The following is a 25,794-nucleotide window of genomic DNA, read 5'->3' as shown; positions in this document are numbered from 1 at the left end:
TGTGGGCGATCGTGTCGGTGCGCGCGTCGGAACGCGGTCGAAGCGGCCTTCGTTCTGTGTCAACCGATTGCCGCGATTCAGCTAGCCGGCCACACTCGGCTTCGCGAACACATCCAATCCCCTGCCGGTCTCCAACAGCGACTTCAGGCTCGACAGCACGATCGGCCAGCCTTGGCGGATGCCGGTATCCATGCCACTGCCGGGTTCAAGCTCGTCGTGGGTAACCGTCAGCCGCACCATGTCCTGGTAGGGCACGATGTCGAAGGTGACGCGGCTGTAGGCATCCGGGTTTTCGGCCTGCGAGGCGGCGGCCCAGGTGATGACCAGTCGCGAGGGTGGGGTGCTTTCCACCACTTCGCCAACCAGTTCGACCGAGCGCGTTTCGTTGGCACGTACATGCTGCCAGCGCGAGCCGGGTTTCCAGTCCGAGACGTTTTCGTGGCCCCAGTAGCGGCTGGCGATCTCGGGGCGGGTGATGGCCTCGAACACCTTCTGCGGGGTGGATGCGATGTAGATCACGTGGATGAAGCAGGTGGACTCTGCGGACATCGTCATTCTCCTTCCAGTTCGCGTTTCAGGTCATGCAGCAGGCTCAGGCGCTGCTGCTCGAACTTGCGTACCCAGCGTTCGTACACCTCGTGCAGCGGCACCGGGTTGATGAAGTGCAGCTTCTCGCGGCCACGGCGCACGGTGCTGATCAGGTTGGCGTCTTCCAGCAGGCCCAGGTGCTGGGTGACCGATTGTCGGGCCATGTCCAGGTGCTCGCACAACTGGCTGAGCGTCTGCCCGTTGTCTTCGCAGAGCAGATCCAGCAGCGTCCTGCGCGTGGGGTCGGCCAGTGCCTTGAACACCTTGTCTGCATTCATGCGGGGCGTCTTCAGTTCCAGTTGTCGATCCTGATGTCGTGTGGGTTGGGCTGGCCCTTGCCGGTTTCCAGCAGCGCCTTCAGGCTCATCAGGAACACCGCCCACTTGGTACTGCAGTGGGATGTGAACTCGACGCGCTCTTTCCAGCCTTCATGGGTGAACAGGACGATGCAGTAGTTACCTTCCTGTTTCAGCACGAAGCGCGCGTGGGTGCCGATCCATTCGGCTGGGCCGGCGAGGAACCGCCAAAGCACGAGCTCGCCTGGAACAAGCTGCTCAAGTTTCATTTCCATGGCGCCGATTTCCTGGCCGTTGTTCGTGAAGCGAACCTTGACCGAGCCGCCGGCCACGCGGTCACCATGGGTGTCTTCGGCCCACCAGGCGGCGACGCCTTCGGGGGTTGCCAGAGCTTGGTACACCTGGCTTGCAGGGGCCTTGATGCCGACCCTGTGTGCGATATCGACCATTGCAGGTTCCTCGCGTGGGCGGACAGGCGCCGTCCTTGGGTGGACTATAGGCAGGTAAATGCCTGCATGTCAAATCCGGTGGACGGGGGGCTGGATCAATACACTGGGCACCTGCCAGGCATGGCCTGGCACTACTGGATCTACGGGACGTCAAGGAGTGCAGGCATGACTGAAGCTGGAAAGGAAATCTTGAACATCCGCCGCGCCAGCGAGGCCGATGCCCCTGCGGTGCTGACGCTCTTCGACGAAGTCATCGAATGGTTCGTATCGATCGGCAACCTGCAGCAATGGGGCAGTGAGCCATGGTCCACGATGCCGCGCCGGATCACCCAGGTGACCGATGCGTGCGCGCTGCCGGGTGCATGGGTGGCGCAGAACGAGCTGGGCAACGTGCGCGCGTTCCTGGCACTGGGCGAGTCGATGCCCTACGTGCAGACGCCGGACGGACCGGAGTTGTATGTGCGGGTGCTGGTGGCATCGCGTGACGCCCGTGTGCGTGGCATCGGTCGCCGCCTGATGGCGTTTGCCGATGAGCAGGCGCGCGCTGCCGGGCTCGACCATCTGCGCGTGGACTGCTACGGCGGTGGTAACGGTGATCTGGTGCGCTTCTATGAATCCTGCGGCTATGCGCGCATCGCGCCATTCAATGTGGATGGCTGGCCGGGGATGTTGCTGGGGCGACAGCTCTGACGTGGCTGCGTCATTCGGTCGCAGCGTGCGTGCAGGAAACGGTACATCGGTTCGGCGCTAGAGTAGGGGCATGACCTGCATGGAATGGCTGTGTCATTCCACTGCGGGTTCCTGATGACCCCCTCCAGGAAGGAGCAACGCATGTACTACAGCAGTGGCAACTACGAAGCCTTTGCGCGCCCGCGCAAGCCCGCCGGTGTCGATGACAAGCGGGCATGGTTCGTCGGTTCGGGCCTGGCCTCGCTGGCCGGCGCCGCGTTCCTGGTGCGCGACGGCCGCATGGCCGGTGAGCGCATCACCATTCTCGAGCAGCAGCAGATTCCCGGCGGCGCGCTGGATGGCCTGAAGGTGCGGGAGAAGGGCTTCGTGATCCGCGGCGGCCGCGAGATGGAAGACCACTTCGAGTGCCTGTGGGATCTGTTCCGCTCGATTCCGTCGCTGGAGATTGAAGATGCCAGCGTGCTGGACGAGTTCTACTGGCTGAATAAGGACGACCCCAACTATTCGCTGCAGCGTGCCACGATCAATCGCGGTGAGGATGCGCACACCGACGGCCTGTTCACCCTGACCGAGCAGGCGCAGAAGGACATCATCGCGCTGTTCCTGGCCACCCGGCAGGAGATGGAGAACAAGCGCATCGACGAGGTGCTGGGTCGCGACTTCCTGGACAGCAACTTCTGGCTGTACTGGCGCACCATGTTCGCCTTCGAGGAATGGCATTCGGCGCTGGAGATGAAGCTGTACCTGCACCGCTTCATCCACCATATCGGCGGCCTGCCAGATTTCTCGGCGCTGAAGTTCACCAAGTACAACCAGTACGAATCGCTGGTGCTGCCGCTGGTGAAGTGGCTGCAGGACCACGGCGTGGTGTTCCAGTACGGCACCGAGGTGACCGACGTCGACTTCGATCTGGCGGCCGGCCGCAAGCAGGCCACGCGCATCCACTGGACGCGCGAGGGCGTGGCCGGTGGCGTGGATCTGAGCGCGGATGACCTTGTGTTCATGACGATCGGTTCGTTGACCGAGAACTCGGACAACGGCGACCACCGCACGGCTGCGCGATTGAATGAGGGGCCGGCGCCTGCCTGGGACCTGTGGCGACGCATTGCCGCCAGGGATCCTGCGTTCGGGCGCCCGGATGTGTTCGGCGCGCATATCCCGCAGACCAAGTGGGAATCGGCGACGGTGACGACGCTGGACGCACGCATCCCGGCCTACATCCAGAAGATCGCCAAGCGCGACCCGTTCAGTGGCAAGGTGGTGACCGGGGGCATCGTCAGCGTGCGCGATTCGCGCTGGTTGATGAGCTGGACCGTGAACCGCCAGCCGCATTTCAAGAACCAGCCCAAGGACCAGATCGTGGTTTGGGTGTATTCGCTGTTCGTGGATACGCCCGGAGACTACGTGAAGAAGCCGATGCAGGATTGCACCGGCGAGGAGATCACCCGTGAGTGGCTGTACCACCTGGGCGTGCCGGTGGAAGAAATCGACGAATTGGCCGCGACCGGCGCGAAAACGGTGCCGGTGATGATGCCGTACATCACCGCGTTCTTCATGCCACGCCAGGCCGGTGATCGCCCGGACGTGGTGCCGGAGGGTGCGGTGAACTTCGCCTTCATCGGCCAGTTTGCCGAATCGAAGCAGCGCGACTGCATCTTCACCACCGAGTATTCGGTGCGCACACCGATGGAAGCGGTGTATACCCTGCTGGGCATCGAGCGCGGCGTGCCGGAGGTGTTCAATTCCACCTATGACGTGCGCTCGTTGCTGGCGGCGACCGGTCGCCTGCGCGATGGCAAGGAACTGGATATTCCCGGGCCTGCGTTCCTGCGCAACCTGCTGATGAACAAGCTGGACAAGACCCAGATCGGTGGTCTGCTGCGCGAGTTCAAGCTGGTGCAGGAGGACTGAGCGCGCGTCAGTGTGGAGGGGAGCGCGCCGGCAAGGCCGCGGATCAGTCGGCCAGCACGGTTCCCGCTCCTTCGCCATAGGTCGCCCTGGCGCTGCCACACACCGCGTAGGTGGCAGCGCTGGCTGGCAGGCCAGTGGCCTTGATGCCGCGCCGCGAATCGCCGTCAAAGACCTCGGCGTAGCGTTCGGCGGCCAGCGCGTCATCGGGCAGCATGTACAGCAGGACGCGCTGCAATGTGGACTGCCCGTGCAGTGGCTGCGGCTGCCGGAACGCGGGCACCTGCACGCGCGCGCTGTGCCACCGCGTCGGCGCGTCTGCAGTCTGCCAGCGCACCTGCAGGGGCAGGTTGAGCGGCAATAGCGCGGGGCTGACCGGGTGGCCGTAGGCTGTGCAATCCCGGGGCGCTTCCGGGATGTTCGCGATGGCCCCGTCGCCGATGTCCAGTGTGAGGCCATTGATTTCCACCCGAAGGATGGGCGCACTGCCGTAGTTGTGGATCTTGAACAGCGTCAGGCCTTCGAAGCGGCTGCGCTCCAGATCATCGGTGGTGAAGCCACTGAGGCGTGCGAGCGCGGGCGCGACCTCTACGTGATCGCTGTAGTGGTAGTAGATATGCACGAGCTCGGGTGTACCCGCGCGTCGCCAGGCCGCATTGAACGGTGCAAGATCGGGATACGGCCGACGGACCAGCGGCACATCGGTGACGGCGCGATCTCCAGACGGTGTGGCGTAACGGTAGTGGTCGACGGAGCGCTTCAGGCGCGCTTGTTCATACGGGAAGGCCCTGTCTGCATCGGACTGCGGGTTGGGGTAGCGGTGGAAGGCCAGGAAGCGCTGGGGCGTTTCGCCCTGCATGGGCAGGTCCGGGCCAGCGCCAGAACCGGTGGATGCATACGGCGAGGTGTCCAGCCAAAGGGGTTGCCCGCTGAGGTTGACGTGCAGCTCGGCGATGGATGCGCGTGAGCCGCCGGCCAGGCTGTCCACACTGCCTTGCAGGAAGTGCCACAGTGGAATGATGAGCATGGCGGCGGCGGTTGGCACGAACATCAGCACGTGTATGCGGCCCGGCACCTGCCCGCGCTGTCGCACCATGTAGCGCAGCCACACCAGCAGCAGGACCAGCAGCAGCGGGAGGCCGACCCAGATCGCGATGGTGGCCAGCGCCACAACGCCCCAACCCAGGTTGGGGCTGGCCACGGCAATCAACGAGAGCGTGGCGATCAGTGCCGCCAACAGCAGCGATACGCCGATTCCAACGCGGTAGGTCCTGTAGGGGCTGTCGGTCATCACCGGTCCGTCGGCAGTGCGGGGCATGCCCCTATAGTGCAGTGGTGGTGATGGCGTGGAAAGTCGTCGACGAAGAGGGCGGGGGGCCTTGCCTGCCGGCCAGAGGCCGGCATTACCCGGGGCTCAGCAGCCGACCAGGCGGTCCGCACTGATGCCGTTGCGATGCTGGCTGCGGTACTCGGTAGGGCTGGCATCGACCTGACCACGGAAATGGCGGCGGAACGACTCCTGCGAACCAAAGCCGGCCTGCTCGGCAATCCACTGCAGTGGCCGGTCGGTGGTTTCCAGCAGCTCACGCGCGAAGGTCACGCGCTCGCGGATCAGCCAATCGATGGGCGACAGGCCGGTGGCTTCCAGGAACTGCCGTTGCAGAGTGCGCTGGCTGAGTGCGGCCTGCTCTGCGAGGCTGCCTAGCGAATGTGGCTCGCGCAGGTTACGGCGCATCCACTCCATCAGCTTCGCCAACCGTGTGGGCTCGCCGTTGGGGATGGCCCGGCTGACGCGCTGGCTGCGCCCGGCATCACGCCAAGGTGCCAGCACCAATCGCTCGGCCACCAGATTAGCCACGCGCGCGCCGTAATCCTTGCGCACCATGTGCAGCATCATGTCCATGCCGGTGGCCGAGCCGGCCGAGGTGATGATGCTGCCGGTGTCCACGTACAGCACATCCTCGCGCACGTCGATGCGTGGGAAGTCGCGTGCCAGCGCTTCGGTGAGGCGCCAGTGAGTGGTGGCCTCGCGGCCATCGAGCAGCCCGGCCCAGGCCAGCACGAACGCACCGGAGCAGATCGACGCGATGCGTGCGCCGCGTGCATGGGCGCGGATCAGTGCATCGAGCAGGCCCTGCGGCGGACGTTCGCTGGGTTCGCGCCAACCGGGGATGACGATGATGTCGGCGTCATCGACGCTGCCGAGATCGTAGGGCAGCTGCACCTGGGTGTTGCCGAGCATGCGCAGTGCTCCGGGTTCGCCCGCGCACAGCTGGGTGCGGTACCAGGCCACGCCCAGTTCAGGCCGTATCGGTGCGAACAGGCCGACCGCACAGCCGAACTCGAACAGCCCCTGGCCGTGGCAGGCGACGATGGCGACGAGCGGCGCGGCGGGATCGGCGGGTGGGCTGGGCATGGCCTGATGCTACGGGTGAAGGTGCGTGGCGCTGCGTGGCGCGCGGGCATGAGGTGATGCCTGCGGGGCATATGGAGACCGGGGGCGGATCCCTTCCGGAGGAAGGGCTCTGACCCCGTGTACGCAGGCCTGCCTAACGTCATTACCAGCGGTCATGTGGGTGGCCGGATATGACGGTTGGGTGACGCGATCCCGCCTGTCGCGGTGGGTGAACAGGCCCTTGAATGGAAGCGTGTTTCCGGCCCACCCCCACGAGCCCCCATGCCTGCCGCCTACGCCCCAGTCCTGAGCACTCTTGCCGTCCTGATCGCGGCCGCCCTCTCTGCATCGCCCTGCCATGCGGCGGAAGCCGATGCAGACCCTGCCACCACTGCAGCCACTGCCAATGTGGCAGCCTCCACGCTGGATGCGGTGGTGGTCACCGGTTCACGCACCAGCACGCGTACGGTGAAGAACAGCTCCACGCCCATCGATGTGATCTCCGCAGAAGACCTCGCTGCTACCGGGCAGGGCAACCTGCTGGAAGCGCTGCAGCGCAGCCTGCCGTCGCTGAGCCAGATCGGCGGTTACCAGAGCGATCAGGAGAGCCTGATCCGCGGCTATCAGCTACGCAATCTGTCGCCGGGTTACACCCTGGTGCTGGTCAACGGCAAGCGCCGCAATGCCAGTGCCTATGTGAGCGGTGCCAATGGGGGCGGCTTCCCCGGCCATGCGTGGGCGGACCTGGCGTTGATTCCGGTCTCGGCCATCGACCATGTGGAAGTGCTGCGTGATGGTGCCTCCGCCATCTACGGCTCGGACGCGATCACCGGCGTGGTCAACGTGATCCTGAAGTCGCAGGCGCACGGTGGTGATGTGTCGGTGGAGAGCGGGCAGAGCACCGATGGTGATGGTTCGCGAACCAGCGTGCGCGCCAACGTCGGCCTGCCGTGGGGCCAGGATGGCTTCGTCAACCTGTCTGGCGAGACCACCCGCCAGCATCATGCGATCCGTACCCGCCACTACATCGATGGCTACCTGAGTTATCCGGCAGTGGATGGCAGCGGCAATCTGGTGGCGCTGCGGCCGAACAATCGACTGCCGGCCGGCGCGTCGCCGAATCCGGCCGAGGCCAACCGCGATGCCGAGGCCAACACCATCCTCAGCTCGCCTTCGTATGCGCTGAAGGCCTTCGCGGTGAACGTGGGCCATGGCCTGGGCGAGAGCGCGCAGTTCTACGCCAATGCTACGGCCAGTGATCGCACCGCGCAGGCGATCCAGAATTTCCGTCTGCCGGCGACCATCTTCACCACTTACAGGGCTCCCGGCGTTCTGAGCGTGTTTCCTGACGGATTCCTGCCGGTACTGGAAACCAAGGAAAAGCAGTACACCGGTACGGCCGGGGTAAAAGGCCAGATCGCGGGTTGGGACTATGACGTCAGCCTGACCGGCAACCGCAGCACGGTGCGCACATATACCCGCAACTCGGTGAACTACTCGCTGCCGTATCCCGGTTCGCCCACCGACTTCTATGATGGAAAGCTGGACTACCAGCAGGGCATCGCCAACCTGGACCTGCGCCGCGGCTTCGAGGTGGCGGCATTCGCTTCGCCGCTGGAAGTCAGCGCCGGCGCCGAGTACCAGCACGAGCAGTACGAGCGCGGGGCAGGACAGTGGGAGTCCTACACCGGCTTCGGTGCGGCGGCCTTCGTCGGCTATTCCACTGCGGACGCGGTGAAGGCGACCCGCAACAGCAAGGCGGTGTACGCGGGTGCGGCCACCAACATCACCTCGCGCTGGTACCTGGATGCGGCCGCGCGCTGGGAAGACCATTCCGATTTCGGCAGCGTTTCCACCGGTCGCCTGACCACCCGCTTCGATTTCACCGATGCGCTGGGCGTGCGCGCCACGGTCAGCAATGGCTTCCATGCGCCCAGTCTGGGCGCGCAGTACTACCAGGCCACCGGCAGCTGCCCGTGCGGCACCACGCTGGTGGCGCAGGTGTCTTCGCCGGCAGCGATTGCGTTGGGTGCCACACCGCTGAAACCGGAAAAGGCCACCAACTACAGCCTGGGCGTGACCTGGGACCCGAGCCCGGCGTTCCATCTGGCGGTGGATGCCTATCAGATCGACATCCGCGGCCAGCTCGGCCAGTCCAGCCAGATCGGCTACAACGCGCAGGATCCGGCGCGCGTCACCGACAACAGCGGCACGGTGCTGAGTGCGGCGCAGAAGAACACCATCGATGCACTGCTGGGTTCAGCCGGCATCAGCATCCTGCCGGGTGATGCGTTCTATGCCAGCTACTTCACCAACGTGGGCAACACCCGCACGCGTGGTGTGGAGCTGACCCTGGAGGCGAACCAGGACACCGCGTGGGGCAAGCTGCGCTGGAACTACGCGGCCAACGTCGGCCGTACCACCATCCAGAAGGTCAGCGACATTCCGGCGGCACTGCAGGGGTTGCCGAACATCAACCTGCTGACCAAATCCAGCGAGTACGCGCTGCGCTTCCGCACGCCCAGCTATACGCAGGTGGCAGGGCTTGGCTGGCAGAACGGGCGTTGGCGCTCGAATGTGGACTTCACCTACTACGGCCCCATCAAGCGCCTGAACAACGGCGTGGAGTACAAGCAGCCGCCGGTGCTGGTGACCAACCTGTCCGGTGGCGTGGAACTGGGCGAGGGTTGGGGTGCGGCGGTGGGCATCAACAACGTGTTCGACAAGCGCACCCGCAAGGTGCCCGAGTACGCGCGCAGTGCCACCGATGTGGCCAGCATCGAGACGACGTGGGATAGCGGCGATGTATTGAGCAACGTCGGTACGTATTGGTACGGGCGCGTCAGTTACCGGTTTTGAGGTTCAGGCGAAACGTCGCCGGGCATGGCCCGGCGCTACCGAGGAGTGGGTCATGTCTTCTGCATTGAAGGTGGTTGCATTGGTGGGGTCGCCGACAAGTTCGGCGACCTCGCGCACGCTGTTGCTGGTGCGACATCTGCTGGAGGCGCTGCAACAGCGGGTGCATGCGCGTGTGGACCTGGTGGAGCTGGCGCCGATCGCGCGTTCGCTGGGGCAGTCGCTGTCGCGCGAGGAGGCGGAACCTGAGGTGGAGCAGGCGTTGCGGACGATCGAGGCGGCCGAACTGCTGGTGGTGGCGGCGCCCGTGTATCGCGGCTCCTATCCTGGCCTGTTCAAGCATCTGGTCGATTTCATCGGGCTGGAGGCGCTGGTGGATACGCCGGTACTGCTGGCGGCAACCGGTGGCAGCGAGCGCCACGCGCTGGTGATCGACCATCAGCTGCGGCCACTGTTCAGCTTCCTGCAGGCGCACACGCTGCCGATCGGGGTGTATGCCACGCCCGCCGATTTCGAGGGTGAGCACATCAGTAGTGCGGCCCTGCAGGCGCGCATCGCGCTGGCGACCGAGCGTGCGGCCGGGCACTTGGCCACGCAGGCGCTGGCGGTAGCTGCGCCGCTGCGACGTATTGCCTGACGCCATAACCGGCGGCGCTTTGCTTATGGCTACGCCGCATCTGCATGGCCGGATCTGACCGCCAATTGTCGCCAGGCATCGCTGTCGCGGCCGTCGGCATCTCTAGCATCGATATCGAAGCGGCATCGCATTGCCGGCCCCGATAAGGACGACTCCAGTGACTTTCGACGCAGCAAGCAAACCCATCCTGTTCCTGCTCGACCGTGAGTTCGAGGACGGCCAGATTCCCGGCCAGCGCTTCTTCTGCCGGCACAGCCTGTTGCTGGAAGGCGCGCTGTCGAGCATCGACGGCCTGGACGCACAGCTGGACGTGCGCCGCATCGGCTTCGCGCGGCCGCGCCGTGAGGTAATTGCCGAGATCGGCGAGCAGGACCAGTCGCTGCCGAAGCTGGTGCTGCCGCAGGGCGTGCGTAGCGAACTGGCCAGTGGCGCACACGAGGACCGCCAATACATCTCCGGTGCCGAACCGATCCTGGCCGCGCTGAATGGTTTGCTCGGCATTCCCGTGGCCCACCCCTGAGCGAGGACACGACCATGAGCTATCTGATCAGCGTGTTGGACAAGAGCCCGGTGGCCGAGGGCGCTTCGCCGGAGCAGGCGCTGCGCAACAGCCTCCTGCTGGCGCAGCGCGCCGAGCAGTTGGGTTATCACCGGTACTGGTTTGCCGAGCACCACGCTGCGCCGACGCTGGCCAGCCCTGCACCGGAAGTGCTGGCTGCGTGGGTGCTGGCGCAGACCCGGCGCATCCGCATCGGCAGTGGCGGGGTGATGCTGCGCCACTACGCGCCGTACAAGGTGGCGGAGAACTTCAACCTGCTGGCGGCGCTGGCGCCAGGGCGCGTGGACCTGGGCGTGGGCAAAGCCCCCGGTGGCCTGCCGGCCTCGACCGCGGCGCTGGCAGCAGGGCGTCCGGCGTTCGCCGACTTCGACCAGCAACTGCGTGACCTGGAAGGCTATCTGTCCGGCGCCGAAACCGAGGCGCTGGCCCGACCGGTTCCGCAGCAGGCACCGGAGCGCTTCCTGCTCGGGGCCAGCCCGCAGAGCGCGCAGCAGGCGGCCGAGCTGGGCTGGCGCTTCGTCTACGCCGCGCACTTCGATGGTGACCCGAAGCATATCGAGGCCGCGTTCGATGCCTACCGCAGCGTTTCAAAGCAGCCGCCGCTGCTGGCCACGGTGGCGTTCGCCGCCCCAACTGCCGAAGCCGCAGCTCGTCATATCGGTGCGCTGCGCGTCTACAAGCTGCACCTCGGTCCCGGGCAGACGGTGAACCTGCCCAGCCCCGAAGCAGCTGCCGAGTATGCGCGGCAGGTGGGCGTGGCCGACTTCCGCATCGAGGAAACGCGCCCAAGCGTGTTGTCCGGTGATGCGCAGCACGTGCGTGACGAACTGGACGCACTGCACCGGCGTTTCGGTGTGGGCGAGTTCGTTCTCGATGCGCCGGTGGCCGACCTCGACGCACGTCTTACATCCCTTGAACTGCTGTCGCCCGCGCCGCGCGCGGCGGTGGCCTGACCTGCAGGAGCGATTCCCATGAGCACGACCCCGCGCCACATTCCGTTCGGCATCATGCTGCAGGGTCCTGGCAGCCACATGCATGCCTGGAAGCATCCCTCCAATCCGGCCGATGCCAGCGTCAACCTGCAGTTCTACATCGACATCGCGCGTACCGCCGAGGACAACGGCATCGCCTTCGGCTTCGTAGCCGACGGCCTTTACATCAACGAGAAGTCGATCCCGCACTTCCTTAACCGCTTCGAGCCGATCTCGCTGCTGTCGGCGCTGGCCACGGCGACGAAGAAGTTCGGCCTGGCGGGCACGCTGTCGACCTCCTACAGCGACCCGTTTACCGTGGCCCGGCAGTTCGCTTCGCTGGACCTGCTCAGCGGCGGTCGTGCGGGGTGGAACGTGGTGACGTCGCCGCTGGAGGGTTCGGGGCGCAACTACGGTCGCCCGCACCCGGAGCACGCGCTGCGCTACCAGATCGCCGACGAGTACCTGGACGTAGTGCAAGGGCTGTGGGATTCCTGGGACGACGATGCCTTCGTGCGTGAGCGCGACAGCGGCACGTTCTTCGCGCCGGACAAGTTCCGCCGCCTCGACCACAAGGGCCGCTTCTTCCAGGTGGAAGGGCCGCTCAACATCCAGCGATCCCCACAAGGCCAGCCGGTGATCTTCCAGGCCGGGTCGTCCGACGATGGCATTGCGCTGGCCGGCAAGTACGCCGATGCGGTGTTCACCCATTCGCCGTCGCTGGAAGAGACCCGTGCGTTCACCCAGAAGGTGAAGCACTCGGCGATTGCCCATGGCCGCAGCGGCAACGACGTGAAGATCTTCCCCGGCATCGGTCCGATTGTCGGGCGCACCGCCGAAGAAGCCGAGGCCAAGTACCAGGCGATTGCCGCACTGGCCACGCTGGAGGATGCACTGGCGTATCTGGGGCGCTTCTTCGACCACCACGATTTCAGCCAGTACGATCCGGACGCACCGTTCCCGGAGCTGGGTGACATCGGCAGCAACGCGTTCCGTTCCACCACCGACCGCATCAAGCAGGATGCGCGTGAGAAGGGCCTGAGCCTGCGCCAGGTGGCGCTGGAAGCGGTGAGCCCGCGACCGAATTTCATCGGCACGCCGGAGCACGTGGCCGATGAGCTGATCCGTTGGTTCGATGCCGGTGCCAGCGACGGCTTCATCCTTGGTTTCGCGGCACAGCGCGAAGGCCTGGACGATTTCGTGACCCAGGTGCTGCCGATCCTGCAGGCGCGTGGTTACCACCAGCGCGAGCTGGAAGGGCAGACCCTGCGCGAGCATCTGGGCCTGCCGTACAAGGCCAGCCGTCATTCGACCGATGCCGAACCGGCGCGGAAGGCAGGATAAGGCGATGAGCGGAGAAAACGCGGTAGCGCCGGGGCATGCCCAGCGGAATTTCCAAACGACGGGCATATTGCCCGAGATCGCGGCACGCGAAGAGGCGGCCATCGCGATCCGCCACGACCTGCATCGCCACCCGGAGCTGGCCTTCGAGGAACACCGCACCAGCGCACGCGTGGCCGAGCTGCTGCAGCAGTGGGGCTATGAGGTCACCACCGGCCTCGGCGGTACCGGCGTGGTTGGTACGCTGCAGCGCGGGCAGGGCAGCCGTCGCCTTGGGCTGCGTGCCGACATTGATGCACTGCCGATCCATGAGGACTCCGGCCTGGCCTACGCCAGCCAGAACGAAGGGTTGATGCATGCCTGCGGCCACGATGGGCATACCGCCATCCTGCTGGCTGCCGCGTACTACCTGGCCCATCACGGTCGTATCGACGGCACCCTGCAGCTGGTGTTCCAGCCGGCCGAGGAAACCGGTTCGGGTGCTTCGAAGATGATCGCCGACGGCCTGTTCGAACGCTTTCCGGTGGATGCGATCTATGGCCTGCACAACTGGCCGGGCGTGCCGGTGGGGCACTTCGGCTTCGTCGACGGGCCGGCGATGGCGTCGGTGGACTGGGCGCGGCTGAAGGTGATCGGCAAGGGCGGTCACGGCGCCGAGCCGCAGGGCAGCGTGGATCCGATCCTGGCGGCGGCGCATATCGTCACGGCGCTGCAGAGCGTTGTTTCGCGCAATGTGGATCCACGGCAGATGGGCGTGGTCACCGTCGGTTCGATCCACGGCGGGCAGGCCGCCAATGTGATTCCAGACGTGGTGGAGCTGAAGCTGACCGTGCGCGCCTACCTGCCGGAAGTGCGCGACACGTTGCGGCGCCGGGTCACCGAGATCGCCGAGCAGACCGCCGCCGCGTTTGGGGCGCGCGCCGAGATCGAATTCCCGCGCGGCTTCCCCAGCGTGATCAATCACCCGCAGCAGACCGCCTACATCCGCGAGGTGGCGGTGCAGGGCTTCGGTGCCGAACAGGTCGTTCCCGAGTTTGCGCCGCGCACGGCCAGCGAGGATTTCGCCTTCCTGCTGCAGGCGCGGCCCGGCAGCTTCGTGTTCGTGGGTAACGGTGACAGCGCCCCGCTGCACAGCCCGCGCTATGTGTTCAACGACGCAGCCATCGCACCCGCCGCCAGCCTGTGGGCACGGCTGGCCGAAGACTATCTGGTGAAGGACGCGACATGAGCAGCAACGAACGCTTCCTCTATACCTCGGTGGATGATCCGCTGGCACGGCCACTGTTCGATGGCCTGGAGCAGGAGTACGACAGCCGCTACGCCGACGTGCGCCGCCGCATCGGCGGCAGCGCCCGCGAGGAGCTGCAACGCTACCCGGCGCAGGCCTTTGCTGCGCCGGTAGGCGCGTTCGTGCTGCTGCTGCGCGATGGTGTGGCGATCTCCGGCGGTGCCTTCATGCCGCACCGCGATCCGGATACCGCCGAGTTCAAGCGCATCTGGACCCTGCCCGGGCTGCGCCGCCAGGGCATCGCGCGGCGCGTGCTGCAGGAGCTGGAAGATCAGGCGGCGCGCCAAGGATACCGGCGGGTATTCCTGACCACCGGCTTCCGCCAGCCTGAAGCCGTCGGCCTGTATCTCAGCCACGGCTACACCGCGCTGTTCGATCTGGAGGCCGACCCGGAAACCATCTCGCATCTGCCGTTCGAGAAGCACCTGAGCGTATCGACGCCGGTTGTTGTGCCATCACAGACCGTGCTGCACGGAGCCCACGCATGAGCACGCCTTCGACCGCGCTGGATGGCATTGCCGCACGCCCGGCGCCAGCACCGGCGTTGAAGATCGTGCCGGCGCGGCATCCGCTGCAGGTGTTCGGCACGGTGCTGGCCCTGGCGCTGATCCTGATCGGGCTGCAATCCGTGCTGGGCAATCCACGCTGGGGCTGGGGCACGTTCGCCGAGTGGTTCTTCGCGCGCCCGGTGCTGGAAGGCCTGGGCCGTACGTTGTTGCTGACCGCACTTGGCACCGGGCTGGGGTTTGCGCTGGGCACGCTGCTTGCGCTGGCCCGCGTGTCCGGCTCGCCACTGCTGTCGGCGGTGTCGTGGGGCTATGTGTGGCTGTTCCGCTCGATCCCGCTGCTGGTGCTGTTGCTGCTGCTGAACAACCTGGGCTACCTGTACAGCACCATCGAGCTGGGCGTGCCGTTCACCGCCATCAGCCTGTTCTCGTACCCGACCACGCAGTTGATCGGTGTGTTCACTGCCGCGGTGCTGGGCCTGATCCTGAACCAGGCCGCGTTCTCGGCCGAGGTGATCCGTGGCGGCATTCTTTCGGTCGACCACGGCCAGTACGAGGCTGCGGCCGCGCTTGGCCTGCCGCGCGGCCGCCAGGTGCGCCGCATCATCCTGCCGCAGGCGATGCGTTCGATCCTGCCGGCGGCGTTCAACGATGTGATCGGCCTGGCCAAGAGCACCTCGGTGGTCTACGTGCTGGCGCTGCCGGAGCTGTTCTACACCGTGCAGGTGATCTACCGGCGCAACCTGGAGGTGGTGCCGCTGCTGATGGTGGCCACGGTCTGGTACCTGGTGATCCTGACCGTGCTGTCGCTGCTGCAGCGGCGGGTGGAGCAGCGCTTCGCACGCGGCCAGCTGCAGCGCGAGCGTCCGGTATCGCGCGTATCGTCGCCGCCGCGCGCCACAGGCAAGGCTGCACCGCGCGTGGCCAACCGCCCGCGCATCGCCGCGCAGGTTGAAGCGGGCGAGGGCGCATCGGTGTCGCTGCATGGCGTAGGCAAGGCGTTCGGCGACCTGCCGGTGCTGGAAGAGGTGAACCTGGACCTGCGTGCTGGCAGCGTGACAGTGCTGATCGGCCCGTCCGGCGCCGGCAAGTCCACGTTGCTGCGGCTGATCAACCACCTGGAACGTGCCGACAGCGGTTACGTGACCGTCGGCGGGCAGCTGATCGGCTACCGCCGCGATGGCGACACCCTGTACGAGCTGCCCGAACGTGAGATCCGCCGCCGTCGTGCGGAAGTGGGCATGGTGTTCCAGGGCTTCAACCTGTTCCCGCACCTGACCGCGCTGGAGAACATCATCGAGGCGCCGATCGCGGTGCGCGGCGTGCCGCGTGCGCAGGCCGAGCAGCAGGCGCGCACGCTGCTGGAACGGGTCGGCCTGGCCGACAAGGCCGATGCCTTCCCGCGCCAGCTGTCCGGCGGCCAGCAGCAGCGCATCGCGATTGCTCGTGCGCTGGCCCTGCAACCGAAGGTGCTGCTGTTCGACGAACCGACCTCGGCACTGGACCCGGAGCTGGTGGCCGAAGTGCTTAGCGTGATCGAGGAGCTGGCCCGTTCCGGCACCACGCTGGTGATCGTCACCCATGAGCTGAGCTTCGCCCGTCGGGTGGCTGACCACGTGGTGATGATGGACCAGGGCCGGGTGATCGAGCAGGGCACGCCCGAGGCGCTGTTCGAGCGCCCGCGCCAGCAACGCACCGCCGATTTCCTGGCCAAGACCCTGTAAACCCGGAAGGAAGACCATGAGCCCTGTAGCACCGCGTCGCCCCTCGCGCAGCACCCTGTTGGTCGTGGGTGTGCTGGTCATTGGCATTGCCGGCATCGTCTATTCGCGCGTGCGTCAGGCACCGGATGCCGGCACCGTGGCCGCAGCCAGCCTGGCGGGTGCGAACACCGCCATCCTGAAGGGCACGCTTGATCCGAAGGCGCAGGCGTTGATCCCGGCCGACTATCGCTTTGTCACGCCCGGTACGTTCACCGTGGCCACCCATCCGGGGCAGCTGCCGCTGGCCGACTACGGCGCCGACAGCAAGGACGTCGTGGGCATCGAGCCGGACATCGCACGGCTGATTGCCGATGGGCTGGGCCTGAAGCTGGTGATCGTGCCGGTGGCGTGGGCCGACTGGCCGCTGGGTCTGGAATCAGGCAAGTACGATGCGGTGCTGTCGAACGTGACGGTGACCGAAGAGCGCAAGAAGAAGTTCGATTTCTCCAGCTACCGTTACGATCTGCTGGGAATTTACACGCGCACTGATGGGCCGATCCAGAAGATCGAAAAGCCGGCCGACGTTGCCGGGCTGAAGGTGGTGGTCGGTGCCAGCACCAACCAGGACCAGATCCTGCGGCAGTGGGACCAGCAGAACATCGCCGCTGGCTTGAAGCCGGTGGAGTACCAGTACTTCGATGACGCCGTGGTTGGGCGGCTGGCAGTGATCACCGGGCGCGCCGATGTCTCGTTCGAGCCCAACGCCACCGGCGCCTATTCGGCGCGCGATGGCAAGGTGCGGCGTGTGGGCCTGTTCCCGGGGGGCTGGCCGAACGCCGCAGCGATCTCGGTGACCACGCGCAAGGGCAGCGGCCTGGCTGATGCGGTGACGCAGGCGCTGAACACCCAGATCGGCAGCGGCACCTATGCGCAGGCGCTGAAGCGATGGAATGTGGCCGAGGAGGCCGTGCCGCAGTCGCAGACCAACCCGCCGGGGCTGCCGACGCTCTGACGCCGGGCATGGCCCGGCAGCTACCGCTGCTTTTGTAGAGCCGAGCCATGCTCGGCTGCAGTTCGCGTGGTGTGCGATGCGTCGAGCATGGCTCGACTCTACAAGAGCATCCACGCATGGCGTGGATCTACTCGCAGAGTCTGATTTCTGTAGAGCCGAGCCATGCTCGGCTGCATTACCAGACCGCTTCCAACGTCCGGAACGGTTTCGCCAGGCGCACGCCCTCGGCATCGAAGTCGGAAACGCTGCGTCCATCCACGCGCACAGACTTCGGCGCGGTCCGGTTCGGCCACCACATGCGCACGGCGGTGTCCTTGCGCAGCCCCTCGCCAATCACCACTGTCAGCAGCCCGTCGCGCTGCCGCGCCTGCATCTGCAACGTGCCATACGCGGTCGGCAGGCGCTCCACCGCCAACCCATCCCCGACCACCCAAGACGGCGGCGTGCCCGGCAGCAATGACAACGCATCATCGTCTTCGCGCATCAACATGCCGAACAGCGTGCGGCCGTATTCGGCACCGATCCAGGTATGCGGCATGTCGCCGAGGTAGCGCGGGAAGCGCAACCGCGAATGCACCACTTCGGCCAGCACCTGCCACTCAAGCGGGCGCCGATCATGCAGCAGTCCCTGCAGCAGTTCATCGGCTGCTTCGGGCTGACCAAGATGCACATAGCTCAGCACGTTGCGGATTTCGTAGGGCGTATAGGCGTATAGCGCGCCTGGCTGGTTGCGCTTGCGCACATCGTCCAGATAGCGGGCGAAGGTGGTTCGCAGCGCCTCTGCCGGTAGCACGCTCTGCGCGCCGGTGGGATCCAGCGCGATCGATACGCCGGTGGGATCACCATCGCCCAGATCCGCGGAGGAAGGAATGAAGTCGATGCCTTTCCACGCCATCGTTGCGCGGATCGACGCATGCAGGGCGTCGTACAGCGCCTTGTACTGCTCACGCGCCCAGCGTGCGGTCTCGTGGTCACCCAGCGATTCGGCCAGCCATGCACCGTCGTGCCAGCCCTTCAGTCCCCAGTAGTCATCCCAATAGCTGTGGGTGGGCGAAGGGTAGCCCTCGTGGCTGATCGACGGCGCAAGAATGCCCGCGAATCGCTCCGGCGCCGGCTGGTCGGCCTTGTAACCGGGCACCAGCGTGCGCTCGCGCAGTTCCTGCAGGAAGCGTAGTGCGGCCTTCACTTTCGGCAGGTACGCGCGCACCGACTTCGGACCACCATCAAGGCGGGCGACGTCGGCGACCAGCGCCACATACTGGCCCTGGCTGTCGTACTCGATATCCGAACCGAAGCCGGTGTTGACGCTGCCATCGTCGTTGAGGATGGGCGAGACCAGGCCGTTGCCGTGCACGCCATGTTCGCTGTACCAGGCCAGATAGTCGCGTGCGACCTTGGCCTCGCCCATGCGCAGCAGCACTGCCGAGGTGGCCATGCCATCGCGGATGAAGGAGCGGTTGTAGTTGCGCGGGCCCGGTTGCATCGCCGGGCCGGTCTGGTTGATCAGCATGTAGGCAGCCTGCGCGCGCAGCATGTCGACCAGCGAGGGATCGGGCAGGCGCAGGCCGACCTGGCCCAGCCGCGCCTGCCAATCTGCGGACGCCTGCGTGGCCAGCGTATCGAACGCCGCATTGGCATCAAGGGGCAGCGTGGCCAGGTCAAGCGCAGGCGCTTCGGGCAGCACGCCATTGGCATCGGCAGCGGCGGTGCCGAGTGGGAACGCCACGACCACCGCATCGCTGGCACCGGGGGCGAGGCGGATCCGGTAGCTCAATGCGCCTGCGGCCAGTCCTTGCTCGTCACGTGCCTGCTGCGAGGAAGGCAGTTCGCCGGCAGCGATGTCCGCGGTGATCTCCGTTGTGCCGTCCTTCCCGAACGGCGCCACGCCGGACGCAGCCACCGGCGTGAGCGAGTGCAGCAGCGAGCGGCCATTGATGCGCACCGCCTGTCCGTCGATGCGCACCTCGCGGATCGGCGACAGTCCGCCGTTCTGCCACGGCGGGTTCATCTGCATCGGTCGTACCGCCAGGGTCAGCGTGCCGTCGATCGCCGTGGTGCCGGAGTTGCGCAGGCGATGGCGGAGAAAGGTCACCGGCTGGCCATCGCGCTCGATGGCGAACACCTCACTGCGCAGTTCCAGTCCGGGTTGCGGTGACCAGGTGGCCGAAGGCATAGGCTTCCAGCCATCGCGCAGGGCGTGCTGTACGGGCTGACCGGCGGCACCTGCAGCACGCCCGTCGGCGCTTCGCCAGAGCGGCTGCACCAGCGGCGCACCCTTGAACGCTTCCAGGTTGCCGTATTCGTCGAAGATCGATTTCTGCCGACCCGCGTGCACACCCACGGCGGTCCAGTAGGTCTGCTGCATCTGCAGCGAGGCGGGGAACAAGGCACGTTGCGCACCGCTGGCGGCGATCTGGTAGCGCTTCATCGGCGTCATCACCGCTTTCGGGCCGAGCAGGCGCAGGCGCGCGATCTGCGGGGCAGCGCCGTCCACGCTCAGGCGGAATGTATGTAGAGGTTGTGCCGTGTCAGCAGCCAGCCAACTCTGCCGATGGCTGGCCGCCTGTGCATCGTGTGCGAGGTCCTGCCATCGGCCCTGTGCGTCCTGCGCCTGCAAGCGGGCGGCGCCGCGCCCGCCATCGGCCCAGTCGACCGCGAGACCGGCCGTGGACTGGGTGCGAGGCAGCATGATCTCGAGCGTATGGGATCCACCTTTTCCGGCTGGAACCGCGACGGTGCCACCGCCTTGCCAGAGCGCCGCCGCCTGCGCTGCATCGACACCGCTGATGCGTGCGCTGAGCGTGCTGTCCAGCGGCTCCATCTCGAAGATCGACACGCCCCAATCGGAGGTGCGCTGTGGGCTGGCCAACCGCAGGTAGCGCGCCTGGCGTGGCGCGAAGTACAGCGTTTCCACGTCGCCCAGCGAATCGGCCATGGTGTACGCGGTCTGCCACTGTGTGCCGTCCAGCGAGGTCTGCAGTGAATAGCCCTCTGGATTGGAGACATCCCAGGTGATCCGTGCGCCCGCCAGCATCGTCGGTGCACCCAGATCGATCTGGAACCAGTGGCCCGGACTGAAGGCGCCGCCGGTGACGGTCCTGGGGTCGCCGTCGATCAGGTGGCTGATCGCCATCGCCGGTACCTGCTGCGAGGACGCGCTGGCCTGCCATTGGCTGCGTGGTGGCAATGTCTGTGCCTGCGCGGAGGATGCCAGGACGGCGAGCATCAGAGTGGCGGCGGGTCGCCATGGGGCAGGTGGGCGGGAGACCTTGGAGCGTTCGGCGCGCAACGTCATTACGGACAGCCTCGCAGGTTCGACCGGAATCGGGCGAGCGCTACGCTAGCAAGGGATGTAATCGGTTACATGACGCACTGCAGCGCCGCCGGGCGCTGGCGCTGCCATCGCGGGAGCGCTGACGGATGTGGCTCTGGACGGCTGCCGGCCTGCCCCTATGCTGATTGGCAACGACCACCGATCTGAAATGGATTGATGATGGAATTCAGTTTCACGCTGATGTACCGAGTACCTGATACCGGAAAAGATCTCAGTGCATTTGAGCGAGCTCTTGCAAAGGTGGGGTGCGACGATGCGCTGCTGGGCAGTGGTTCGCCGGGCGTGTTGGCGTTGCGATTCCAGCGAGAAGGCACAGCCGCAGACGATGTCGCGCGTGCCGCATGCGTGCAGGTTCAGAGTGCGCTACCGGAAGCCGAATTGATAACCGTGCATGTCGATGTCAGCAATGCTGCCGGCGTCTCCAATTGCGGTGCCTCCAAAGCTGAGCCTGTTTGACGTCCACGGCGCACTTCTCAGAAGCAGCCGAGCATGGCTCGGCTCTACATGGTTTCCGGCAGGTCAAGCGGCATCCCCCATTACAGCTCCACCGTCTCCCACCAGCGTGTACCCGCCTGCGGTGCCTGCATGTCCAGTGCTTCGCCCATCATCGGCGTGGCCACCGGCACGTTCTTTGCGCCAGCCAATGCAGTGATGCGCTCGAACGGCTGTTGCCATGTGTGCAGCGCCAGATCGAAGGTGCCGTTGTGGATCGGCAGCAGCCACTTGCCGCGCAGGTCCAGGTGCGCCTGCAGGGTCTGCTCGGGCTGCATGTGCACGAAGGCCCAGCGCGGGTCGTAGGCACCGGTTTCGATCATGGTCAGGTCGAACGGGCCGTACTTCTCACCGATGGCCTTGAAGCCGTCGAAGTAGCCGGTGTCGCCGCTGAAGAAGATGCGGAAGTCATCGTCCTGGATCACCCATGACGCCCACAGGCTGCGATCGCTGTCGCCCAGACCGCGGCCGGAGAAATGCTGGCCCGGGGTGGCGGTCAGGCGCAGGCCGCTGGCTTCGGTCGATTGCCACCAGTCCAGCTGTTCGACCTTGCTGGCGTCCACGCCCCACGCAATCAGCTGGTCGCCCACACCCAGCGGTGCGATGAAGCGCGCGGTCTTGCCGGCCAGCTGCATCACTGCGGCATGGTCCAGGTGGTCGTAATGGTTGTGCGAGAGGATCACGCCGGCGATCGGCGGCAGTTCGTCGATGCTGATCGGCGGTGCGTGGAAGCGCGCCGGGCCCAGCCACTGTACCGGCGAAGCGCGCTCGGAGAACACCGGATCGGTCAGCCAGTATTGGCCACGCAGCTTCAGCAGGATCGTGGAATGCCCGAGCCGGAACAGGCTGCGATCAGGCGCGGCGTCCAGGGTTGCACGGTCCAGCGGCAGCACCGGAATGGGGTGGGCGGGCACGGTGCCCTTGGGCTTGTTGAACAGGAACGTCCACCAGATCTCCGCGCCATCGCGCAGGCCCATCGCCGGACGCGGCAGGGGATTGCGGAACTTGCCGTCGCGGTACTGCGGCGAATCGGGGAAGTCGGGGAGGGACCAGGACTTGCAGAAGGTGTAGGCGGTCACGGCGAGGATTCCAAGCAAAAGGACAAGGAGCAGGCGCTTCATGGGTGACGTCCGCTGGGTACACTGCACAGTGTAGTTTCGTGTTTTTCAAAAGTACACTGCCGGGTGTAAAATGGTGGCGTCCGTTCAGCTATCCGGTTTCCGCCATGTCCCGTGCCCCGCAACGCCTGACCGACCGCAAACGCGAAGCCATCGTGCGTGCGGCGGTGGAGGAGTTCCGTGCATCGGGCTACGAGGCGACCAGCATGGACCGCATCGCCGAGGTGGCCGGGGTCTCCAAGCGCACCGTCTACAACCACTTCCCGAGCAAGGAAGCGTTGTTCTCGATGATCCTGGAGGAGCTGTGGGAGCGCAGCGTGGCCAGCGACGCACTGCCGTACCGCGCCGACCAGCCGCTGCAGGCGCAGCTGATGCAGCTGCTGGGGCAGAAGCTGGAGCTGCTCAGTGATGCCAACTTCATCGACCTGGCGCGGGTGGCGATGGCCGAGATCATCCATTCGCCGGAACGTGCGCAGGCCATCGTCTGCCGCATGGGCGAGAAGGAAAGTGGCGAGAGTGCTTGGATCCGCGCGGCGATCGCCGACGGCCGGCTGCGCAAGGTGGATCCGGAGTTCGCCGGTCACCAGCTGCACGGCCTGGTGAAGAGCTTTGCGTTCTGGCCGCAGGTGACGATGGGTCAGGCGCCGTTGAACGAACAGGAGCGCGCACGCGTGGCCGAATCGGCGGTGGCGATGTTCCTGGGTTACTACGCGGTCTAGCTGGCGGCGAAGCGGCGGAACTCGTCGGCCGGCAACGCGGCCGAGTACAGATAACCCTGGCCGACATCCACGCCCAGTGCGCGCAGTTGCTGTTCCTGTGCCAGGGTTTCGGTACCCTCGGCCACCACGATCGCGCCGCAGCGGTGCGCGACTTCGACGATGAAACGCACGATCGACTGCGACTTGGCATCGGACAGGGTGGCAATCAACGCCTGCTCGATCTTGACCTCGGCAATGGCCAGCTGCGAGAGCAGGATCAGGGTTGAATAGCCGGCACCGAAATCATCCAGTGACAGCGTGACCTCCGCCGCCAGCAGCTGTGCGATGTTGGCATCGACCACGTCGCGCTCGACGATCTCGGTCCATTCGACGATCTCCAGTCGCAGCATCACGCCGGGCACATCGTGCAGTGCCAGCAATTCCTGCAGGCGCAGGCCGAAGTCGGGCAGGCGCAGTGACTCGGCCGAAACGTTCACGGCGATCTTCAGCTGCGAGCCATCGCGTCGGCACTGCTGCAGGAAGTGGATGGCCGACTGCAGCGTGGCCCATTCCAGTTCAGCCAACCGCCCCTGCCGGCGCAGCAGCGAGATGACCCGCATCGGCGCGATCAGCCGGCCCTCGCCGTCGCGCATGCGCAGCAGTGCTTCGGCGCCGACCAACTGGCGATCCTGCAGACGATGCTTGGGCTGGTAGCACAAGGGGGCATCTCCCTGCTGCAGCCAGCGTTCGAGGGCGACTTCGATCAGGGCGTCGATCTCGCTGTCGCGCTGGATCGGGTCGTCGAAGAACACGACGCCGGATTCGATCGCACTCAGCGCCACGGTGATCGCGCGGAACGGAAGATGTCCTTCGTCGGCATCGGCGGGGGGCTTCAATTCGACCACCGCACAGCGGAACAGCGGCCGGAAGCCGGGCCAATCGCGGCCGACCCGATCGGCCAGGTTGCTGGCCAGCTCGGTGATCTGCGGCTGCGTGCGCAGTTCGAACAAGGTCAGGTCGCGCACCAGGATCGCCAGCGCGGCATCGCCGAACTGGTAGATCTCCAGCTGCCCGGCTGGCAGCGAGGGCAGCAGCCGATGCACCTCGTCGGTGCTGTCGCGCTGCCACAGGCCGTTGTCCTGCAGCGGACCATAGCGCAGGCGCAGATCGCGCAGGTTGCCCATCTCGGCCACGATCAGGCAGGCCTTGCCGATGCCGTCGTTGTCGCGCCAGTAATGTTGCAGGCGTTCGCCAAGTGCACGCATGTTGGGCAGGCCACTGATCGGATCGATGCGCAGCCAGGCCTGTTCGCGCTGACGTTGTGCATCGATCTGCGCATCGTTGTAGACCAGCGCGAACACCGCGCCGAGCATCAGCAGCGATAGTGGCAGTGCCAGCAGCCGCTGGATTGCCAACTCCTCCACGGGCAGCTGATTGGCGCCGATGATTGCGACGCCCAGTGCCAGGCCCAACGCAGTGACGGCGATACGCACGCCCCAGGCCTGCAGGATCACGCGCAGCGAGAGCTCATTGAGCATGCGCGGGTGCAGGCGCCTGCGCAGCCAGACGCCGGCCAGCATCTGAAGCGTGGCCTCGAGGCCGGCCGGCAGGAAATACTGGGTGCCGGCAAACTGGTAGCGCGCCAGCAGGCTGGCGGCCAGGCAGGTAAGGCCGCCGCGCCAACCGCCCAGCAGGCCACTGACCAGCAGGATGTCGAAGCCGAGGTGCAGCTTGACCACACCCTGGGTGTAACGGGCCACGAACCAGGAATTGAACAGGTAGATCAGGCCCAGCGCCACGCCGACATACAGGCGACGGCCTTCAATGGCGTGCCCGGCGCGGCGGGTGGCGATCAGCAGCACGCCGATCATGCCGATGACCGCCGTGGCCTGCAGCAGGTACAGCGGCAGGCTGGGCAGGGCGCTGTCCAGGACCTGGGCCGAGACCCGTGAAAGCGCATCCATAGCAGGTTCCCGCCTGTGACCGACGGCCAGTGACGAGCAGCGTAGTCGCAGCAGGGCGCAGGTTCAATTGCACTGGCGGGGTTCGGGCAGGAGGTGGTCGGCCATGAAATCGACAAACGCCCGTACACGCGGCTGCTGATGGCGATGGCTTGGCCAGAGGGCCCAGAAGGTGCTGCGCTCGGTGCTCCATGGGTCCAGGACGCTGACGAGTTCACCGCGGTCCAGCGCATCACGCGTGGCGAAGTCGGGCAGGCACGCAATGCCATGGCCGTCAATGGCCATGTGCAGGATTGTCTCAAGATGATTGGCAGTCATTGCGGCAGTCAGCCGCGGCTCAGTGCCTCCCTCATGCGTGGGCAGCGGCCAACGTTCGATCAGGCCGGTGCCGGGAAAGCGATGGAGGAGGCATGCGTGGCCGCTCAGATCATCCGGGTGCTGTGGCGTGCCGCGCTTGGCGAAGTACGCAGGGGCGCCCACGCAGAGCAGGCGGGCACTGCCGAGGTTGCGGCCGTGCAGCCTGGAGTCGGCGGGGTTGCCCGTGCGGACAACGGCGTCGAAGCCCTCCTCGATGACATCGACAAGACGGTCGCTGAAGTGCAGGTCGAGTTCGATGGCCGGGAAGCGGTGCGCAAAGGCCGATAGCACCGGCAGCATCAGTCCGCTGGCGAGTGGAAGACTGACCTTCAGGCGACCGCTGGGCGCGGCCTGGGCGTCGGTCAGCTCGCGCTCCGCTGCGGCGACCTCGGTCATGATGCGACGGCAGCGTTCAAGGAACTGCTCGCCTTCGGCAGTCAGGCTGACGCTGCGGGTATTGCGATTCAGCAGGCGAGCGCCCAGGCGCTCTTCCAGCCGGGCGATGGTCTTGCTTGCCGCCGAAGGGGTGATGCCACGCTGTCGTGCTGCGGCCGCGAAGCTGCGTGCCTCGGCGACCAGAACGAAGAGGCTGAGACCGGCAAAGCTGTCCATGACATGGCAATTGATGACGTTAA

At 66.0% G+C, this 25,794-nt stretch carries 22 protein-coding genes; 13 read left to right on the top strand and 9 right to left on the bottom strand.

The features are described from left to right. Window positions 1-81 precede the first annotated feature (81 nt). From V3B46_RS12960 to V3B46_RS12950, 3 genes are read right to left on the bottom strand one after another with little or no spacing between them, the layout of a single operon-like run. A complete protein-coding gene (locus V3B46_RS12960) occupies window positions 82-549 on the bottom strand; it encodes an SRPBCC family protein (protein WP_329892079.1) in 468 nt (155 codons plus the stop codon). Window positions 550-551: 2 nt separating this feature from the next. After that, window positions 552-866, bottom strand: coding sequence for an ArsR/SmtB family transcription factor (locus tag V3B46_RS12955; RefSeq protein WP_182267662.1), 315 nt, complete (start codon window positions 864-866; stop codon window positions 552-554). An 11-nt stretch (window positions 867-877) separates the two neighbouring features. Continuing rightward, a complete protein-coding gene (locus V3B46_RS12950) occupies window positions 878-1,333 on the bottom strand; it encodes an SRPBCC family protein (protein ID WP_197615299.1) in 456 nt (151 codons plus the stop codon). A gap of 165 nt (window positions 1,334-1,498) precedes the next feature. Here V3B46_RS12950 and V3B46_RS12945 point away from each other — a divergent pair, with 165 nt between their 5' ends. Both V3B46_RS12945 and V3B46_RS12940 read left to right on the top strand, forming a co-directional pair. Beyond that, on the top strand, window positions 1,499-2,023 hold the full coding sequence (locus tag V3B46_RS12945; protein ID WP_329892078.1) for a GNAT family N-acetyltransferase: 525 nt from the start codon (window positions 1,499-1,501) through the stop codon (window positions 2,021-2,023). 141 nt (window positions 2,024-2,164) lie between these two features. Then, complete coding sequence (locus tag V3B46_RS12940) at window positions 2,165-3,934, top strand: oleate hydratase (protein WP_329892077.1); 1,770 nt, start codon at window positions 2,165-2,167, stop codon at window positions 3,932-3,934. A 43-nt stretch (window positions 3,935-3,977) separates the two neighbouring features. Here the strand turns inward: V3B46_RS12940 and V3B46_RS12935 are convergent, their stop codons facing one another. Beyond that, a complete protein-coding gene (locus V3B46_RS12935; RefSeq protein WP_329892076.1) occupies window positions 3,978-5,222 on the bottom strand; it encodes a hypothetical protein in 1,245 nt (414 codons plus the stop codon). A 123-nt stretch (window positions 5,223-5,345) separates the two neighbouring features. Next, window positions 5,346-6,347, bottom strand: a complete 1,002-nt coding sequence (locus V3B46_RS12930; protein WP_329892075.1) for a helix-turn-helix domain-containing protein — start codon at window positions 6,345-6,347, stop codon at window positions 5,346-5,348. A 261-nt stretch (window positions 6,348-6,608) separates the two neighbouring features. Between V3B46_RS12930 and V3B46_RS12925 the strand changes: the two genes are divergently transcribed. The 9 genes from V3B46_RS12925 (at window position 6,609) to V3B46_RS12885 (ending at window position 17,199) form a co-directional block, all read left to right on the top strand. Continuing rightward, window positions 6,609-9,185, top strand: a complete 2,577-nt coding sequence (locus tag V3B46_RS12925; RefSeq protein ID WP_329892074.1) for a TonB-dependent receptor plug domain-containing protein — start codon at window positions 6,609-6,611, stop codon at window positions 9,183-9,185. Between the two features lie 52 nt (window positions 9,186-9,237). Next, entirely contained in the window at window positions 9,238-9,819 is a 582-nt protein-coding gene (gene msuE / locus V3B46_RS12920; RefSeq protein ID WP_329892073.1) for an FMN reductase, read from the top strand. 157 nt (window positions 9,820-9,976) lie between these two features. Continuing rightward, on the top strand, window positions 9,977-10,339 hold the full coding sequence (locus V3B46_RS12915) for a DUF3088 family protein (protein WP_154263306.1): 363 nt from the start codon (window positions 9,977-9,979) through the stop codon (window positions 10,337-10,339). Window positions 10,340-10,353: 14 nt separating this feature from the next. Next, window positions 10,354-11,331, top strand: coding sequence for an MsnO8 family LLM class oxidoreductase (locus V3B46_RS12910; protein WP_329892072.1), 978 nt, complete (start codon window positions 10,354-10,356; stop codon window positions 11,329-11,331). An 18-nt stretch (window positions 11,332-11,349) separates the two neighbouring features. Further along, complete coding sequence (locus V3B46_RS12905; RefSeq protein WP_329892071.1) at window positions 11,350-12,693, top strand: LLM class flavin-dependent oxidoreductase; 1,344 nt, start codon at window positions 11,350-11,352, stop codon at window positions 12,691-12,693. Between the two features lie 4 nt (window positions 12,694-12,697). Continuing rightward, window positions 12,698-13,918, top strand: coding sequence for a M20 aminoacylase family protein (locus tag V3B46_RS12900; protein WP_329892070.1), 1,221 nt, complete (start codon window positions 12,698-12,700; stop codon window positions 13,916-13,918). Continuing rightward, window positions 13,915-14,466: a GNAT family N-acetyltransferase gene (locus V3B46_RS12895; protein ID WP_329892069.1), complete on the top strand. Its 552-nt coding sequence runs from the start codon at window positions 13,915-13,917 to the stop codon at window positions 14,464-14,466. Before V3B46_RS12900 ends, V3B46_RS12895 begins: the two co-directional genes overlap by 4 nt. Further along, window positions 14,463-16,208 carry an amino acid ABC transporter permease/ATP-binding protein gene (locus tag V3B46_RS12890; RefSeq protein WP_329892068.1) on the top strand — a complete coding sequence of 582 codons (1,746 nt, stop codon included), beginning with the start codon at window positions 14,463-14,465 and terminating at the stop codon, window positions 16,206-16,208. The genes V3B46_RS12895 and V3B46_RS12890 overlap by 4 nt, the downstream gene beginning before the upstream one ends. A 16-nt stretch (window positions 16,209-16,224) precedes the next feature. Beyond that, window positions 16,225-17,199: an ABC transporter substrate-binding protein gene (locus V3B46_RS12885; RefSeq protein WP_329892067.1), complete on the top strand. Its 975-nt coding sequence runs from the start codon at window positions 16,225-16,227 to the stop codon at window positions 17,197-17,199. Between the two features lie 175 nt (window positions 17,200-17,374). Here the strand turns inward: V3B46_RS12885 and V3B46_RS12880 are convergent, their stop codons facing one another. Then, complete coding sequence (locus tag V3B46_RS12880; RefSeq protein WP_329892066.1) at window positions 17,375-20,494, bottom strand: discoidin domain-containing protein; 3,120 nt, start codon at window positions 20,492-20,494, stop codon at window positions 17,375-17,377. Window positions 20,495-20,692: 198 nt separating this feature from the next. Between V3B46_RS12880 and V3B46_RS12875 the strand changes: the two genes are divergently transcribed. Continuing rightward, window positions 20,693-20,989 (top strand): hypothetical protein, encoded by a 297-nt coding sequence (locus V3B46_RS12875; RefSeq protein WP_329892065.1) that lies wholly within the window; start codon window positions 20,693-20,695, stop codon window positions 20,987-20,989. Window positions 20,990-21,069: 80 nt separating this feature from the next. Here V3B46_RS12875 and V3B46_RS12870 read toward each other — a convergent pair whose 3' ends face one another. Further along, window positions 21,070-22,146 carry an MBL fold metallo-hydrolase gene (locus tag V3B46_RS12870; RefSeq protein ID WP_329892064.1) on the bottom strand — a complete coding sequence of 359 codons (1,077 nt, stop codon included), beginning with the start codon at window positions 22,144-22,146 and terminating at the stop codon, window positions 21,070-21,072. Between the two features lie 104 nt (window positions 22,147-22,250). Here V3B46_RS12870 and V3B46_RS12865 point away from each other — a divergent pair, with 104 nt between their 5' ends. Further along, entirely contained in the window at window positions 22,251-22,862 is a 612-nt protein-coding gene (locus tag V3B46_RS12865; protein WP_134951095.1) for a TetR/AcrR family transcriptional regulator, read from the top strand. On the opposite strand, the gene V3B46_RS12860 is transcribed toward V3B46_RS12865, so the two are convergent. Beyond that, a complete protein-coding gene (locus V3B46_RS12860) occupies window positions 22,859-24,805 on the bottom strand; it encodes an EAL domain-containing protein (protein WP_049398556.1) in 1,947 nt (648 codons plus the stop codon). The two genes, V3B46_RS12865 and V3B46_RS12860, sit on opposite strands and share 4 nt — an antisense overlap. A 63-nt stretch (window positions 24,806-24,868) precedes the next feature. Then, window positions 24,869-25,771 (bottom strand): LysR substrate-binding domain-containing protein, encoded by a 903-nt coding sequence (locus V3B46_RS12855; RefSeq protein WP_329892063.1) that lies wholly within the window; start codon window positions 25,769-25,771, stop codon window positions 24,869-24,871. Window positions 25,772-25,794 lie beyond the last annotated feature (23 nt).

Source organism: Stenotrophomonas sp. SMYL11 (assembly GCF_036320005.1).
In the GTDB taxonomy this organism is placed as follows: domain Bacteria; phylum Pseudomonadota; class Gammaproteobacteria; order Xanthomonadales; family Xanthomonadaceae; genus Stenotrophomonas; species Stenotrophomonas maltophilia_A.
The sequence above is the reverse complement of the archived record's forward strand: the minus strand, read 5'-3'. Positions and strand labels throughout refer to the sequence as shown.